The sequence below is a fragment of the Bradyrhizobium betae genome (genome assembly GCF_050632175.1).
GTDB classification, from domain to species: Bacteria; Pseudomonadota; Alphaproteobacteria; order Rhizobiales; family Xanthobacteraceae; genus Bradyrhizobium; species Bradyrhizobium betae_B.
Genome location: NZ_CP192576.1, coordinates 1,649,203 through 1,665,284, shown reverse-complemented (window position 1 = coordinate 1,665,284; position 16,082 = coordinate 1,649,203). Strand labels below are relative to the sequence as shown.

Here is a 16,082-nt window from a genome sequence, read left to right as displayed (position 1 = left end):
GGAAATTGCCATAGATGAGCCGCGCAAGATCGACTGCATCACCGGATGCTGGCAACGCCGACCGCCAGCATCGACAGCAGCAGCAAGTTGGTCAGCAATTGCAGCGCCGTCTTCGGCTGCGCCAGCCAGCGCGAAACCTTCTCGGCGAAGGACAGCGCCGGATCGGCGAACAGCGGCTCATGGCTGTGCCTGAAGAAGTGCGGAAACCTTGGCCCGAGCCACGGATTCACCAGGGCATGGAGGGTCGATGTCATCGCAATGAAAATGGCTGCGCCATAGCGCTGGTCGGCGAATTCCGACCCGTTGATCAGCATCATCATCAGCGCGACGCCGGAATAGAAGGGAGCGCCCTGGAGCAGCGCGTAGAGCGCAAGGCATTCGAGGCGGTTGCGGTTTGCGAGCCTGGAGGCTGCGAGGGCGATCATGGCTGAACTCCGTGCTGGACCTGCCGCCAGTCTCGTGCGCCGGAAGCCGTCTTGCCGTGATGCGCCTCACGCTTGCGGGACGCGCCTTTGGAGCACGGATTTGGAGTGCGCCTTGGCGGCCGCGAATTCGTTTCATGTTTGGCGCCGAATGGGGAAAGTGTCGCTCGCCTCGAGCGGCCAATATGAATTTCCATTTCATTGATTTCACCCTGCGGAGAAGCGAATATGATTCCAATCATTGCCGATCCTGCGCGAGGCCCCGAATACGTCAACCTGATCGCCATTCGCACGGCCGACAAGGACAAGCCCCGGGTCAGGATCCTCGTCGACAGCTATCACACGCTGGAGGTCGAGGAGTTCGTCCTGACCAAGTTCAAGGGCGCGGTGCTGCCGAGCTGGTAGGCAGTCTGCCCAACCAGGGACCAGCACAGGCGAACCGAACGAGCAGCCTGCGTACTAGCCCTGCGCAAAGCCCGCTTGTGTGGAGCGGCGGTAACCGACATCATCGGGAGCCTGGCAATCCTCGCCCGACAGGGGTCGCATGAAACGCTTCGTAAATCTGAAACGACTGGGGTTCTTCACGCGGCTGCTCGACGAGGCGCCGCCCGCCGAGCGATATCGGTTTGCGATCGAGCAGATCGTGCACGCCGAGAAGGCGGGGCTCGATTCTGCGTGGATCGCCCAGCATCATTTCCACGAGCGCGAGGGCGGCCTGCCATCCCCCTTCACCTTGTTGGGGTACGCCGCGGCGCTGACCTCGCGCATCCGCCTCGGCACCGGAATCGTCACGCTGCCGATGGAGAACGCGGTGCGGGTGGCGGAGGACGCTGCGGTGCTTGATTTGCTCTGCGGCGGCCGGTTCGAATTCGGTGTCGGCAGCGGCGGCAATCCGGCGGCCTTCGCCGCCTTCGGGCTCGACAATGCGCAGCGCAACGACATATTTGCGCGCAATCTGGAGGTCGTCCGCGCCGCGCTTGTCGGCAAGCCGCTCGCCGGAGGCGATACGCTCTATCCGCAGCGGCCCCAATTGGACAAGCGTATCTGGCAGGCGACATTCTCGGTCGCTGGTGGTGCGCGTGCCGGCAAGGCGGGCGACGGCCTGCTGCTGTCTCGCACCCAGCCTCGCACGAAAGAGGCGCCAAAGGCCACGCTGGCCGAAATCCAGAACCCGGTGATCGACGCCTATCTCGCGGCGCTGCCGCCGGGATGCGAGCCGCGCATCATGGCCTCGCGCAGCGTTTTCGTTGCCGACGACCATGCCGAGGCGATGCGGCTTGCAGATATCGGTCTGCGGCGCGCGCTGCCCCAGTTCATGAAGGGAGGTCATCTTCCCCCGGGTGAGACGCTGGAGGAGATGATCGCCGCGTTCGACACCCATGTCGGCGCAGCCGACGAGGTCATCGCCTCGCTTCGGGCCGACGCGACGCTGGAGCGCATCACCGATCTGGTCTTCCAGGTGCATTCGGTCGATGCGCCGCACCCCTACGTGCTGCGCTCGATCGAGCTGGTCGCGGAGAAGGTTGCGCCGGCGCTGGGTTGGAGCCGGACGGCGACCGCTGATGTCGCCTTGGCGGGCTAGTCGAAATGAATGTGATCGCGTGACACGAGGCTCAATGATGAGTACGAAAGATATCATCGATACGCTGGCCGGGATCGAGCCGGGCTCGGCACTGGACGCCATCCGCGCCAAGCGCGTGCAGGCGCGCGACAACGCGCAGAAGAGTTATCTCTCCCTGTTCGAGCCGATCGACGCCGGCGATTGTTCGCTTGGCGAGCGTGCCGCCGTCGCAGCCTTCGTGATCGGCCTCCATGGCGAGTCTCCCGTCGCGGCCTTCTATCGCGAGAAGCTCGCGGCGACGGCGGACGGAGCGGCGCTGCTCGAGGCGATCAAGGCCGAGATTGCGCGTGGCAAGACATCGGGCCCGTATGGCGCGTATCCGGCCGGCCCGCTGTCGGCCGAGGACAAGACCGGCTTGATCTACCGTGTAAGCGCGGATCGTAAGCCGGTGCTTGGCGCGCGACTCGCCGCGGCGCTGGAACATGCGCACCTCCTGGTGTTCCGCCCGCGCGATGCGGCGGCCGCCGACATGAAGGCGCTGCTGGCCGCCGGTTGGTCGGAGACCGGCATCGTCACGTTCTCTCAACTCGTTGCGTTCCTGTCGTTCCAGGTACGTGTCGTCACGGGGCTGCGCGTGCTCGGTGCCTCGCTTGGGCGCACCGCGAATGCTGCGGCCGGCGCGTAAGGAGACCGCAATCATGAGCGCTGCAAACACCGTCAATCCGCCCGTCGTCTTCACCCAGGACGAGCTTGGCTGGGTGTCGTGGATCGACCCGCTGCCGGAGGCCGAGTTGACTGAGCGGCATTTCGCCGGTCTTGTCGACCGCTCCCGTGCCAAGTCGGAGTATTTCCGCCTGCTGGTTCGTGATCCCGAGGTGCTGGAAGCCCGCACCAAGACCGACAAGGACATCTTCTACAACGTCGCCGACGGCTTGCCGCGCGCCGAGCGTGAGCTCGCGGCCGCCGCGACCTCGCGCTACAACGGCTGCATCTATTGCGCCTCCGTGCATGCGCGCTTCGCCAGCACCTACTCCAAGCGCCGCGACGACGTGCAGCGCCTGCTCGACGAAGGCGTCGGCGTCGATCTCGGCGAGCGCTGGAACGCTGTGGTCAAAGCGTCGGTGGCGCTGGCCGCAACGCCGATCGCGTTCGGGCCGGACAATATCGAGGAGCTGCGCCGCGCCGGCCTCGACGATGCCGAGATCGTCGACGTCATCAACGGCGCGTCGTTCTTCAACTGGGCGAACCGGCTGATGCTGTCGCTCGGCGAGCCCTCGAAATAGGCAGACCCCGGCGGCATGGAAATTGCTGCTTGTTTCAACATGGAATGGATGGAGCCTAGCATGAGCAACATCGATCGTCGTACCCTGGTCAAGGGCTCGCTTGCCGCCATGATGGCGGGAGCAGCCTTCTCGCGCGGCGCCATCGCTGATACCTCCGAGCCGATCCTGCTCGGCGTCAGCGGTCCCTTGACCGGGCCGAACGCGCAATACGGCACGCAATGGAAGCAGGGCTTCGATCTCGCGCTTGACGAGATCCTCGCCGCCGGCGGCATCAACGGCCGCAAGCTCGCCTACAATTTCGAGGACAGCCAGAGCGACCCGCGCCAGTCGGTGGCGATCGCGCAGAAATTCGTCTCTGATCCCCGTATCGTCATGGAGCTTGGCGATTTCTCCAGCCCGGCGTCGATGGCGGCATCCCCGATCTATCAGCGGGCGGGGCTGGTGCAGTTCGGCTTCACCAATTCGCACCCTGATTTCACCAAGGGCGGCGACTTCATGTGGAGCACCTCCGTGAGCCAGGCCGACGAGCAGCCGCTGCTGGCGGCCTATGCCGTGAAGCGCCTCGGCCTCAAGAAGCTCGCGGTGCTGCACCTCAACACCGATTGGGGCCGCACCAGCCGCGACTATTTCGTCAAGGCGGCGAAGGAGTACGGCGCCGAGATCGCGGTTACCGAAGGCTACATCGCGGAGGAGCGTGATTTCCGTTCCACGCTGGTGCGCGTCCGCGACTCCAGTCCGGATGGATTGATCCTGATCTCCTATTATTCCGACGGCGCGCTGATCGCACGTCAGGCCCGCCAGGTCGGCTTGAAGCAGGTGATCTGTGCCGCCAGTTCGGTCTATTCGCCGAAATTCCTGGAGCTCGGCGGCGACGCGGTCGAGGACGTTCATGTCGGCACGCGCTATTTCCCGGAAGACCCGCGGCCCGAGGTGCAGAAATTCATTGCGGGCTTCAAGAAGAAATACAATGGGCAGGAGCCCGACGCCTTCAACGCCTATGCCTACGACGCCATGAACATGGCAGCGGCCGTGGTGAAGATCGGCGGCACCGATCGGCGGGCTATTCGCGACGCCTTCACGAAAGTGAAGGATGTGTCGAGCGTCATCTTCGGGACGGCGACGTTCGACGTCGAGAGCCGCCGCGTCAAGGGCGCCATGAACGCCGAGCTCGTCGTCCGCAAGGGACACTTCGCGCTATGGGACGGCAAGCCGACCTGACATGACCTGACGGCCGGGGCGGGGGTCCCGGCCGCATTCCTCTCTACGCGGTGATATCAGCGTGTCTTCCTGGCTCGACTACACCATCAATGGGCTGATCGTCGGTAACGTCTACGCCCTGGTTGCGGTCGGGCTTGCGCTGATCTTCGGCGTCAGCCGGCTGATCAACTTTGCGCAAGGGTCGATCTATCTCGTCGGCGCCTATATCGGCTGGGTCGCGGTGGTGCAGCTGCATACGCCGCTGCCGCTGACCATCATCCTGGTTGCGGTCGCCGCTGCGATCGTCGGGCTGATCATCGAGCGGTTCGGTTTGCGTCCGCTGCAGAACTCGGTGCGCATCGCGCCGCTGCTCGCGACCATCGGCATCAGCTTCGTGCTCGATCAGCTCGTGATGCTGACCTTCTCGCCCAATCCCCGCGCGCTGCCGAGCCAGTTGCCCGATGTGCGCTTCCAGGTCGGAGGCGGCACGATCGGTCCGCTCGATCTCCTGATCGCCGGTGTCGGTATCACCAGCGCGCTCCTGCTGTTCGTGTTCCTGCGCTACAGCAAGCTCGGCTGGGCCATCCGCGCCACGGCGCAGGACCGCGACGCCGCGATGCAGATGGGCGTCGACGTCAATCGCGTCAATCAGGCCGTGTTCGGCATTGCCGCCGCGCTCGGCGGCGTCTCCGGCCTGCTGGTTGGCATGTACTACAACCAGATCGACACCGCGATGAGCCTTCAGGCGACTCTCAAGGGCGTCGTCGCCGAAGTGGTCGGCGGTGCGGGCAACGTGCCCGGTGCGGTCATCGGCAGCCTGCTGCTGGGGCTGGTGGAGAGCTACGGCGTCGCCGTGTTCGGCACCAGCTACCGCAATCTGTTCGCATTCCTGCTGCTGGTCGTCGTGCTCGTGCTCCGCCCGAACGGCCTGTTCGCCAGCGCGCGTCAGGCGCCACCCGAGCCGCTGACCGGCACCTTCATTGCGCCGAGCCGTCCCGTGCGGATTCCGCGCTGGGCGCTGCTGGTTGCGACCGCCGTGTTTGCGATCGTGCCGTTGCTTCCGGTGTCCTTCTACGTCCTCCAGACCCTGATCAATGCGTGGCTGCTCGGTATGCTCGCGCTCAGCCTGACGCTGGTGGCGGGCACGATCGGCCAGGTCTCGCTCGGACATGCCGCGCTGCTTGCGATCGGCGCCTATACCTCCGCGCTGCTGTCGCTGACCTTTGCCGTCCCGGTCGGCCTCGCCATCATCGGCGGCGGCCTGATGAGCGCCGCGCTCGGCACGCTGTTGATTTCGCCGTCGTTCCGCCTGCGCGGGCACTACGTGTCGATCGCGACGCTCGCCATCGGCGAAATCGTGTCGCTGGTGATCCTGAACTGGGAGAGCGTCACGCGCGGCCCGATCGGCATCTCCGGCATCCCGCCGCTGTCGCTGTTCGGCCATGAGCTGGTCAGCCCGACGTCGATCTACTGGTTCAGCTTCGTCGTGATGGTCGTGCTGGCGCTGATCCAGGGCCGGCTGCTCGGCTCGCATCTCGGCCGCAGCTTTCGCGCCATTCGCGACGACGACATCGCCGCGCGCGCCTATGGCCTCAGCCTGAACCGCTACAAATCGCTCGCCTTCATCTTCGGCGGGTTCGCCGCCGGCGTCAGCGGCGGCATCGCCGCGCATCTCTATTCCTACATCAACCACGAGACCTTCAACACGCAGCAATCCATCCTGGCGCTGACGGTCGTGATCCTCGGCGGTCTCGGCAACGTCGTCGGTGCCATCGTTGGATCGGTGGCGCTGGTCGGCCTGCCCGAAGTGTTCCGGATCGCGGCGGAGTATCGCATCCTGATCTACGGAATCGTGCTCCTGCTGCTGGTGCGGTTCAGGCCGCAGGGCCTGTTGGGGACGATGTGATGGCGGAGCAGCACACGACCATGCTGTCCCTGCGCGGGCTGACGCGCCGCTTCGGCGGCCTCACCGCCGTCAATGCGATTGATCTCGATCTCGCGAAGGGCCAGCTCGTCAGCATCATCGGCCCGAACGGCGCCGGCAAGACCACGCTGTTCAATCTCGTCACCGGGCTCGATCGGCCTGACGCCGGCGAGGTCCGCTTCGAAGGCCAGGACATCACGGGTCTGTCGCCGGAACGGCTTGCGGCCGGAGGGATCGCGCGCACCTTCCAGCTCGGCCGCGTTTTCGGCAATCTCAGCGTCATGGACAACGTCCTGATCGGCGCGCATACGCGGCTGCGCGCGGTCAAGCCGGCGGTGCCGGTGATCGGCCCGCTGCTGGAGTTGGGATTGGCGCTGCTGCGTCCCGCCAGTGTAAGAAACGAGGAGGAGCGACTGCGCGAGGAGGTGAAGGTCATCCTCGCGCGCTTCGGCGAGCGGCTGCTGCCGCGGATCGACCAGCCGGCCTACAGCCTCTCCTACGCCAACCGCCGCCGCGTCGAGATCGCGCGCGCGCTGGCCCTGAACCCGCGCCTGCTGCTGCTGGACGAGCCGACAGCCGGCATGAACCCGACGGAGACAACGGAGATGCAGGGCCTCGTCGCCGAGCTGAAGGCGGAAGGGCTGACCATCCTCCTGATCGAGCACAAGCTGGAGATGGTGATGCGGCTCTCCGACCGCGTGATCGTCATGGACGAGGGCAAGAAGATCGCGGAGGGCCCGGGCGAAGTGGTGCGTGGCGATCCCAAGGTGATCGAGGCCTATCTCGGCCACGGCTTGTCGGGGAAGGCTGAGCAGGAGAGCGCGGCATGACGACGAGCGCAGCCGAGCCGCTGCTGGCGCTGTCCAGCGTCAATACCTTCTACGGCCAGGCGCAGGTGCATTTCGACCTGTCGATCACGGTCGGCCGCGGCCACATCGTCTGCCTGCTCGGCGGCAATGCCAGCGGCAAGTCCACGACGATGAAGATCATCCTCGGCCTCGTGAAGCCGCGATCAGGTGACGTGACGTTCGATGGCGCCTCGCTGCTGGGGCTGACCACGCCGCAGATCGTCCGTCGTGGCATCGCCTCGGTGCCCGAGGCGCGGCGCCTCTTCGCCGACATGAGCGTGCGTGAAAACATCCTGATGGGCGCCTTCGTGCGCAACGACCACGAGGCGATCGCGCAGGATCTCGAGAAGATGCTGGGGCTGTTTCCCAAGCTCGGCCAGCGGCTGTCGCAGCGCGCCGGCTCGCTCTCCGGCGGCGAGCAGCAGATGGTCGCAATGGCGCGCGCGCTGATGAGCCGTCCCCGGATGATCGTGATGGACGAGCCGACGATGGGCCTGTCGCCGCTCTACGTCGATCGCGTGCTGGAGCTGATCCGCACCATCAACCAGGAAGGCGTCTCGGTCTTCATGGTCGAGCAGAACGCCAGCCTCGCACTCGAGATCGCGCACGAGGCCTATGTGCTCCAGACCGGCAAGATCGTGCTCTCCGGGTCTGCCCGAGCGTTGAAGGACGATCCCCGCATCCGCGATGCCTATCTCGGCGGCTCCGAGGCGGCCTGATGCAATGCGCTGACCTCTCCGCCTCGTCATGGCCGGGCTTGTCCCGGCCATCCACGTCTTAACTCCGGGCGCTCCTGCAAATTCGCATATGCGGTCATCAGGACGCAGCCGGGGCTGGTCAGTATGATCATTCTATGAAATTATCATACTGCTGGCGCGATGGCGCGCGCGGACGGAATGATTGCTGTGTCGAAATTGTCCTTGCGGGCGGTCGAGCCCGGTGTGGTGCTGCTGTTCGGCGGGCTCATCGCCGCCAATATCGCAGCGTGGATGTGGGCCTTCGCTACTTTCGGTGACCGGCCGACGGTGATGGCGACCGCGCTGCTCGCCTGGGTGTTCGGCCTGCGCCACGCCGTCGATGCCGACCACATCGCCGCCATCGACAATGTCGTGCGCAAGCTGATGCAAACGGGCGGCGCGCCGCGCAGCGTCGGTCTTTTTTCGCGCTCGGACATTCCACCGTGGTCGTGATCGCGACCATGCTGCTTGCGCTGGGCGTGGTGAGCCTCGGCGGCGACAGCCTGCTGCGGGAAATCGGCGGCTTCATCGGTACCTCGGTGTCGGCGCTGTTCCTGCTGGTGATCGCGGCCATCAATCTCGCCATCTTCGTGAGCCTGTGGCGGACGTTTCGTATCGCGCGCGAGCAGGGCGTTCACGACGCCGAAGGCCTCGAGGCGCTGCTTGCCAGCCGCGGTTTCCTCGCACGGCTGCTCGGCCCGATGTTTCGCCTGGTGACAAAGCCGCAGCACATGTATCCGCTGGGATTCCTGTTCGGGCTCGGCTTCGATACCGCGACCGAGATCGGCCTGCTCAGCATCTCCGCCGGTGAGGCCGCGCGCGGCGCTTCGTTCGCCGATATCCTGGTCTTTCCCGCGCTGTTCGCCGCCGGCATGGCGCTGGTCGACTCTGCCGACTCCGCGCTGATGGTCAGCGCCTATCGCTGGGCCTTTGTCGATCCCTTGCGAAAGCTCTGGTACAACCTCACGATCACCGGCGCCTCCGTCGCGGTGGCGCTGTTGATCGGCGGGATCGAGGCGCTTGGTCTGATCGCGGATCGCCTCGGCCTGTCCGGCGGCGTGTGGACGCTGGTCGATCACCTGAACGGGTCGCTTGCGAATGTCGGCTTTGCCGTGATTGCGCTGTTCGTTGTCGCCTGGCTCGTCTCGGTCATGCTCTATCGCCGTGTGTTTGCAGGCGATCGGCACCGCGCCGCGCCAAGGGTCCTGGAATGCACCGATGCGACCGAGGCGGCCTGATCTCGGTCGTCGCTGCGGCGCGCTGACGGCACTCCCGGCCTTCGTCCTTCTCGCGGATTGCGACAGGGCCTTGGCGCAGAGCAACGGTGCCTCGCGCGAGCTGCCCGCGATCCAGGTCACCCGCGGCGAGACGCCGCGTCACAAGAAGCCGCCTGTGCCGCGACGCGCCGGCAAACCGGCGGCGGACGGCAGCAGCGTCGCACGGCCGGCGCCAACGCCGCCAGCGGATGTCGCCGGTGTCGCTTCCGGCGCGAAAGGCGCGCCCGGAATGGCGAGCGAGCTCACCGTCTCCGGCGACGCGGTCAATGCGCGTCCCTTCACCCGGCCGGGCGAGGCGCTCGAAGCCGTGCCGGGGCTGATCGTGACCCAGCATTCCGGCGAGGGCAAAGCCAACCAGTATTTTCTGCGCGGCTATAATCTCGATCACGGCACCGATCTTGCGATCACCGTCGACGACGTCCCCGTGAACATGCGGACCCACGCGCACGGCCAGGGCTATGCTGATCTGAACTGGCTGATTCCGGAAACCGTCGCCGCAATCGACGTGCGCAAGGGGCCGTATTTCGCCGACGAGGGAGACTTCGCCTCCGTCGGCAGCGTGCGTATCGGCCTGATCGACCGAACCGAAAAGGGTCTCGCGCAGGTGACCGCCGGCAGCTTCGGCTATCGCCGCCTGCTCGGCATGGACTCCGCGACAGTCGGCGATGGCTTGCTGCTCGTCGCCGGCGAACTCGGCACCTATAACGGTCCCTGGGACAATCCGGACAACGTTCGAAAGCTCAACGGCCTCGTGCGCTACAGCCAGGGCACTGCGACCGATGGAGTCTCCATCACCGGGATGGCCTATGTCAATAAATGGAATTCGACGGACCAGGTGCCGCAGCGCGCGATCACCAGCGGCCTGCTCGACCGCTTCGGCTCGGAAGATCCGAGCGATGGCGGCAACACCAACCGCTTCGCGCTCTCGGCCCGCGTCGCGCAGAGCGACGATCTCGGCTCGTGGAAGGCCAACGCTTATGTCGTGAAGAGCCAGCTCGATCTCTTCAACAATTTTACCTACTACCTCAGCGATCCCGTGCTCGGCGACCAGTTTCACCAGCACGACGACCGACTGATGGCTGGCGCCAACATCTCGCGCACGCTGAACGGCTCGTTGGCGGGCCTGCCGATGCAGACCACCTTCGGCCTGCAGTCGCGCTATGACGCGATCGATCTCGCATTGACCAACACGTTCCAGCGTGGCTTCCTCTCCAACGTCCGGAGCGACAAGGTCGGCGAGGGCAGCGTCGGCCTCTATGCCGAGAACACCGTACGCTGGACCGACTGGCTCAGGACCACGATCGGCTTCCGCGGCGACTACTACGCCGCCGATGTCACCTCGCTGTTCGACGCCGGCAATTCCGGCCGTGCCGACGCCGCGCTCGGCAGCCCGAAATTCCGGATGGTGCTCGGCCCCTTCAACCAGACCGAATTCTTTCTCGGCGCCGGCACCGGCATGCATTCCAACGACGCGCGCGGCGCGACCACGACGGAAGATCCCGGCGATGCCTCCACAAGGCTGACGCCGTCGCCGCTGCTGGTGCGCACGCGGGGGGCGGAGGTCGGCGTCCGCAGCAGGATCGTTCCCGGCTTAGATACCTCGCTCAGCCTGTTCATCCTCGACCAGGATTCCGAGATCCTGTTCTCGGGTGATGCCGGCGACACCTCGGCGACCCGCGCCAGCCGCCGCTACGGTTTCGAATGGACCAGCCATTATCGCCTGCGCTCGTGGATCGATATCGACGCCGATCTCGCCATGACGCATGCGCGCTTTCGCGGCACCGACAGCGAGCAGGCGGAGGTCTACGCCTCGCTGGCCGGCTATCCAGAGGCGCAGATCGGCAATGCGCCCGGCAATTACATTCCGAATGCGCCGGCGATGGTGGCCTCGGCCGGCGTCACGCTCGGCGAGAAGACCGGTTGGTTCGGGGCCTTGCGCTGGCGCTATCTGGCGTCGAGCCCGCTCACGGAAGACAATGCCTTCCGCTCGTCCGCGACCAGCATCTTCAACGGCCGCCTCGGCTATCGCATCGACAACGGCTGGCGCGTCCAGCTCGACGTGCTCAATCTCTTCAACACGCAGGCGAACCAGATCACCTACGCTTACGGTTCGCTGCTCAAGACCGACACGCTGTACAATCTCTGCACCGGCGGCGTCGCACCGACGGCGGTCTGCCAGAACGGTGTGATGGATTACGTGCTGCACCCGGTCGAGCCGCTGACGTTCCGCCTCACCGTAGCCGGAGCGTTCTGAGCATATCAGACGGAGGCCGCGCTCGGAGCCGGCTCCGCCGGCAGATCGTCGCCATTGGGATCGCCCGGCGCGGTGGCCCAGGCCAGTTCCACCAGCGTCACGAACCTGCGGCCGGCGCCATCGAGCTGGCAGACGATCAGCCCCTGCTCCTCCATGTAGCCGAGCAAACGCTGCGCCCGGCGCAGCGAATGCGAGCCGTAGGCGCGGGCGATCGCGGCGTCGCCGGGGCAGGGCCAGCCTTCCTTCGCCGCGCGCGCGATCATCATGAACACGCCCTGCATGTCGTCGGGCAGGATGGAGGCACGGAGCGAGACGTCCTGCCAGGCGTCGTCCTCGGCATGCTCGGCGCCGAGCCCGGCGCGTGCGCGTGTCAGCATGCGGCGGAATTCGGTGAGGTCGGGCACCGCGGAGCCGAGACCCTCGATGCGGCAGCGGACCACGAACTCCTGGTAGAGCACGCCGACGGCGCGGAAGCCGGCATCGGGCTCGGCGAGCACCGCACGGAGCGTCCGATCCACCCGCTCGCGTCGCTCGGCGAGCTCCTCGGCACTCACAGGCACTTCGTCCACCGCGGGCTCGATCTCCGGCGCGGTTGCCTTCGCGGCGCGGAGCTGTTCGAGCAGATCAGGCGCAGGCCGGCGCTGCGGCCGGCTGGCATCGGGCGGCGGCGCGGCCAGGATCACGGCGCGCATATCCGCGAGTGCTTCGGGCAACGGCATCAGCCGCGGCGTCGAGTTGCGCGCGTGGGTGTCGGTCGGGCCGATATTCAAGCGCAGCGGACGGCGCGACAGCGCAGGTCCCAGCGCCATGAATTGTCCGCGCTCGAGATCGCGAAACGCTTCCGCCTGCCGCCGCTCCATGCCGAGCAGGTCGGCGGCGCGCGCCATGTCGATGTCGAGGAAGGTGCGGCCCATCAGGAAGTTGGAGGCTTCCGCCGCGACATTCTTGGCGAGCTTGGCCAAACGTTGTGTCGCGATGATGCCGGCGAGCCCGCGCTTGCGGCCGCGGCACATCAGGTTGGTCATCGCGCCGAGCGACAGCTTTCGCGCTTCGTCCGAAACTTCACCCGCGACCGCCGGCGCGAACAGCTGCGCCTCGTCCACCACCACCAGCATCGGATACCAATGGTCGCGGTCGACGTCGAACAGGCCGCCGAGGAAGGCCGCCGCGCGCCGCATCTGGTTCTCGGCGTCGAGACCTTCGAGATTGAGCACGGTGGAGACGCGATGCAGCCGCGCGCGCTCGCCGGCGACCTGAAGGCCGCGCTCGGTGTGATCCTCGGCCTCGATGACCAGATGGCCGAAACGCTCGGCCAGCGTGACGAAATCGCCTTCGGGGTCGATGATGGCCTGCTGCACCCAGGGCGCGCTCTGCTCCAGTAGCCGCCGCAGCAGATGCGATTTGCCGGAGCCCGAATTGCCCTGCACCAGGAGGCGGGTCGCCAGCAGTTCCTCGAGGTCCATGGCCGCCACGGCGCCCGCCGTGGTCTGCCCCATCTCGATCGCAACCGTCATGTCCCGACTCAAGGCCCCATCATTCGCGGACAGGGGCTTATCAACCCGGTCGGGGCGCGTCGAGCACAACAGCGCAAATCAGGACGTGTTGCCCACGGTGGCGTTCAGGCGTGACCCGACAACCGTAGAAGTGCAGGCCGGTAGGGCGCTTGCGGATCGTCGTCTTCGTCCCCGGGGAAGACGCAGGAGCCGAATTCCTGCCTGATCCGCTCGATTTCGGCGATGCGCTCGTGCAGCCGCTGCAAATGTTCTTGCGACGTCGCCTTCCAGAACCGGAACGTGTCGGCCGAGAGCGGCAGGAACGCCGTGCCGAACAGCGTCGGCTCGGGAACGACGGTGCGTCCGAGCAGCAGGAACCTGTTGTCACCGGACACGATGAGGGTCGCGTAACCGCGGTTGCCGATTCGCCTGATGCCGTTCAGCGACCATTCGGCGAGCTTGCTGAAATAAGGCTCCTCGCGCCAGCGATCGGGGCAGTGATCGTCAACGGTGACGTTGACCGCGTCCTGGCTGAAATGCACGATGATGCCCGACTTGGCCGGAAACCATTCGTCGTCGAGATGGCCTTGCAGCCAGGCACAGACGAACGACCGGCACATCTGCGGACGTCGGTCGTAGATGGTGCATCCGGTGCCCGTCTGCCAATGCCGGCAGAGCTGGTTCACCGGCTTGTCGACGGCGGCCACTTCCAGAATATCGCAGCAGGCGTTGCACGATCCGCATTGCCTCGTATTGGGCGCGGTCTTCGGCAGGCCGGTCGCGCGAAAACCCTGGCCGTCGCGGACCAGCAGCTTCTGCTTCTCCAACCCGTTCAGCGCACGTTCGATCTTGAGACGGGACAGCCCGGTGGCGTCGATCACGCCCTTCATCGTCGTCGCGCCTGCCTCGACCGCGCGGACGACGCTCAGCATCGCCTGATCCATTTTTTGTTGTTCTTGTTTGTTGGGTCCGCTCCTGACTCGGAACCTGCATGATGGCTTATTCGGAAAGCTATCTTTCTCCCTTTTGCGAGACAACGAGTGGGGGCTGACATGCGCGCATGCGGCGCTTGCACAAATGGAGGATCAGCAGGACGCGGAACGGCTTGTGTACATGTGCGAGAGCGCGGGGGGCGCACGCGCTTGGGTTCAATTCGCGCGTAAAAGGCTGGTTTTCGCGCAATTGCGCGGCGAGATATGACGTCCAGTATGAATTGACGTCACGCAGTCGTGATCCCTTCGCCCGCATGGGAGCGAGACGCGCAAGTGACACGTTCGCGTGATTGACGGGACGCAGGGTTTCGTCTGCAGCGCTCTACCCGTCGTTGAGGGCAGGCACGATCGAAATCGGCAAGAGGTGAGCGCGCGTTGGTTTCGCGCCACACCGGGAACTCGTGCCAATGTACGCAAGCATGAAACAGCGATTGCGAGCCGCGCGCGACACGCGTCCCCGTCGCGCGACCAAAGTCGAAGATGCGTCCGCGAACCAGCGCGCGCTATGGCGCGCCTGATCCGCCCTGCACGATCTTCTCGTTCAGCTTCAGGTCCACGGTCTCGACCGTGCGGTCGATCTCGGCGTTGGGGACGCCGAGCTGATGCGAGATCAGCTTCACCAGCAGGTCGACGCGCTCAATGAAGGGCGCACCGCTCGCGACCGCGCGCGCGGCCGATGACGGCTTGAGCAGGCTTTCGGCGGCCTTGGCGTATTTGGCGAACGGCACCTGGTCCTGCGGATCCGCGCCAAGCCGCCGGGCGATCGCGTCGACATGCTCGTAGATCGTCTGCGAGCGCTTGAGATCGCCATGCACGGCGTCGCGGATCGATTGCGGCTCGTGCGGCGTGATACAGCGGTAGTTGCCGGTGAGGAGCATCGACCATTTCGCCAGCGGTACGAACAGAGAGTCGAAGACTTTCAGCTTCACCGGCACGTCGTGGCCGTCGAGCGTCACCGCGTCGATGTCGGCTTCGAGTTCGCGCAGCACCTTGTTGTGTTTCTCGTCGGCGAACGCCGACGCCTTGAAGTTGGTTGGCAGGCCGACATGGAGCACGTTCGCGGCTTCCTCCGGCGGACGGAAGGCCTGCGGATCTGGCGAGCACAGCGTCACCAGCCCCGGCTCGAATCGCTCCCACACCTGTGCATTGGTGTAGGCCTCCTCGAGGTCCATGCCTGCGAGCGACGGAATTCGCTTGAGATAAGGCAGCGGCGGCATGTTCATGATCGACAGGCACGGCAGCTTCGCCGCTGCGATCCTGACCATGAGAACGCGGACCGTGTGGTTAGTGTATTGCGGCTCCTGCATCGCAAGGCCGACCATGTCGTAACGGGACAGATCGACATCGGCCGGCGTTACGGCGTCGAGCTTGCCGGGCAGGTTGCGCGAGAAGATGGCACGGTGCACGGCTTCGTCGCGCAACTTGATACGTACCTCGGTACCATCGCGGTTGATCAGCTCCGCGGTCTTGGCTCGGCAGACCAGGGTCACATTGTGCCCGGCCATCAGGAGCTTCGTGCCCAGCAGCGAGCCGTAGGAAGCCCCGAGAATCAGGATGTTGCGCGCCATGTTTCGTCCCTTTGAGAAGTCTGCTGATTTTTGGGCCCCGGCCGTCGTCCAGGGGCGAATTACCGGCATCTAAAGCGAAGCGCCTTGGGATGGCAACTGGGATAATGCATACAAGGGAGGGGGCTTCCGGCGTCTCTGAAGCGCAACATTTCCGCGAGGGGTCATCCGGGGAGGGCGGGCTCGCGGCTTCGGGCGTGGCGCCGCCATCTGGCACACACTGGCGGTTCGGCCCGTGCCGCTCGATCCGTGTGTCCAAGCGTTTCCACTTCACCGAAATTCGGTTTTATCGCATTTAAAGGCGCGCGGGAGGTGCCATCGTATGGCGTCACGTTTTCGTGTGCAGAAGGGCTGCGCGAGGATGCGCATGCCGCTTTTCCGGGACGTCGTCATTCTCTATCGATAAAGCGGCGTCCGCCACATTCCTTGCATCTTGCATTCACAGTGACGGCTTACGAAGTGATGCCTCTGTCATCGGCAGCATTCTTTAGTCGTCTATCGCAACAAGAAACTTCGAAACCGGCGGCGC

General features: G+C 65.4%; 12 protein-coding genes and 2 pseudogenes. 10 read left to right on the top strand and 4 right to left on the bottom strand.

Going from position 1 to position 16,082, the window contains the following annotated elements:
* Positions 1-38 precede the first annotated feature (38 nt).
* A complete protein-coding gene (locus ACQ86E_RS08245; protein WP_431204980.1) occupies positions 39-425 on the bottom strand; it encodes a hypothetical protein in 387 nt (128 codons plus the stop codon).
* A 249-nt stretch (positions 426-674) separates the two neighbouring features.
* Between ACQ86E_RS08245 and ACQ86E_RS08240 the strand changes: the two are divergent.
* The 10 genes and pseudogenes from ACQ86E_RS08240 to ACQ86E_RS08195 form a co-directional block, all read left to right on the top strand.
* Positions 675-827: pseudogene (locus tag ACQ86E_RS08240) on the top strand (MetQ/NlpA family ABC transporter substrate-binding protein); the annotation flags it as partial.
* Between the two features lie 139 nt (positions 828-966).
* Positions 967-2,004, top strand: a complete 1,038-nt coding sequence (locus ACQ86E_RS08235; RefSeq protein ID WP_431204979.1) for a putative FMN-dependent luciferase-like monooxygenase — start codon at positions 967-969, stop codon at positions 2,002-2,004.
* A 37-nt stretch (positions 2,005-2,041) separates the two neighbouring features.
* Entirely contained in the window at positions 2,042-2,668 is a 627-nt protein-coding gene (locus tag ACQ86E_RS08230; protein WP_431206429.1) for a CMD domain protein, read from the top strand.
* 13 nt (positions 2,669-2,681) lie between these two features.
* Positions 2,682-3,266 (top strand): alkylhydroperoxidase domain protein, encoded by a 585-nt coding sequence (locus ACQ86E_RS08225; protein WP_431204978.1) that lies wholly within the window; start codon positions 2,682-2,684, stop codon positions 3,264-3,266.
* 60 nt (positions 3,267-3,326) lie between these two features.
* Entirely contained in the window at positions 3,327-4,484 is a 1,158-nt protein-coding gene (locus tag ACQ86E_RS08220; RefSeq protein ID WP_431204977.1) for an ABC transporter substrate-binding protein, read from the top strand.
* A 61-nt stretch (positions 4,485-4,545) separates the two neighbouring features.
* Entirely contained in the window at positions 4,546-6,369 is a 1,824-nt protein-coding gene (locus tag ACQ86E_RS08215) for an ABC transporter permease (protein WP_431204976.1), read from the top strand.
* Complete coding sequence (locus ACQ86E_RS08210; protein ID WP_431204975.1) at positions 6,369-7,217, top strand: ABC transporter ATP-binding protein; 849 nt, start codon at positions 6,369-6,371, stop codon at positions 7,215-7,217. The genes ACQ86E_RS08215 and ACQ86E_RS08210 overlap by 1 nt, the downstream gene beginning before the upstream one ends.
* Positions 7,214-7,954 carry an ABC transporter ATP-binding protein gene (locus tag ACQ86E_RS08205; protein WP_431204974.1) on the top strand — a complete coding sequence of 247 codons (741 nt, stop codon included), beginning with the start codon at positions 7,214-7,216 and terminating at the stop codon, positions 7,952-7,954. The genes ACQ86E_RS08210 and ACQ86E_RS08205 overlap by 4 nt, the downstream gene beginning before the upstream one ends.
* Before the next feature lie 177 nt (positions 7,955-8,131).
* Positions 8,132-9,210, top strand: a pseudogene (locus ACQ86E_RS08200) (HoxN/HupN/NixA family nickel/cobalt transporter).
* Entirely contained in the window at positions 9,191-11,503 is a 2,313-nt protein-coding gene (locus tag ACQ86E_RS08195) for a TonB-dependent receptor (RefSeq protein WP_431204973.1), read from the top strand. The pseudogene ACQ86E_RS08200 and the gene ACQ86E_RS08195 overlap by 20 nt, the downstream one beginning before the upstream one ends.
* A 5-nt stretch (positions 11,504-11,508) precedes the next feature.
* On the opposite strand, the gene ACQ86E_RS08190 is transcribed toward ACQ86E_RS08195, so the two are convergent.
* The 3 genes from ACQ86E_RS08190 to ACQ86E_RS08180 all read right to left on the bottom strand — a co-directional run bounded on the left by ACQ86E_RS08190 (position 11,509) and on the right by ACQ86E_RS08180 (position 15,556).
* Entirely contained in the window at positions 11,509-13,017 is a 1,509-nt protein-coding gene (locus tag ACQ86E_RS08190) for a helicase HerA domain-containing protein (RefSeq protein ID WP_431204972.1), read from the bottom strand.
* A gap of 104 nt (positions 13,018-13,121) precedes the next feature.
* Positions 13,122-13,940 (bottom strand): YkgJ family cysteine cluster protein, encoded by an 819-nt coding sequence (locus tag ACQ86E_RS08185; protein WP_431204971.1) that lies wholly within the window; start codon positions 13,938-13,940, stop codon positions 13,122-13,124.
* 551 nt (positions 13,941-14,491) lie between these two features.
* Complete coding sequence (locus ACQ86E_RS08180; RefSeq protein ID WP_431204970.1) at positions 14,492-15,556, bottom strand: ketopantoate reductase family protein; 1,065 nt, start codon at positions 15,554-15,556, stop codon at positions 14,492-14,494.
* Between the last annotated feature and the right edge of the window lie 526 nt (positions 15,557-16,082).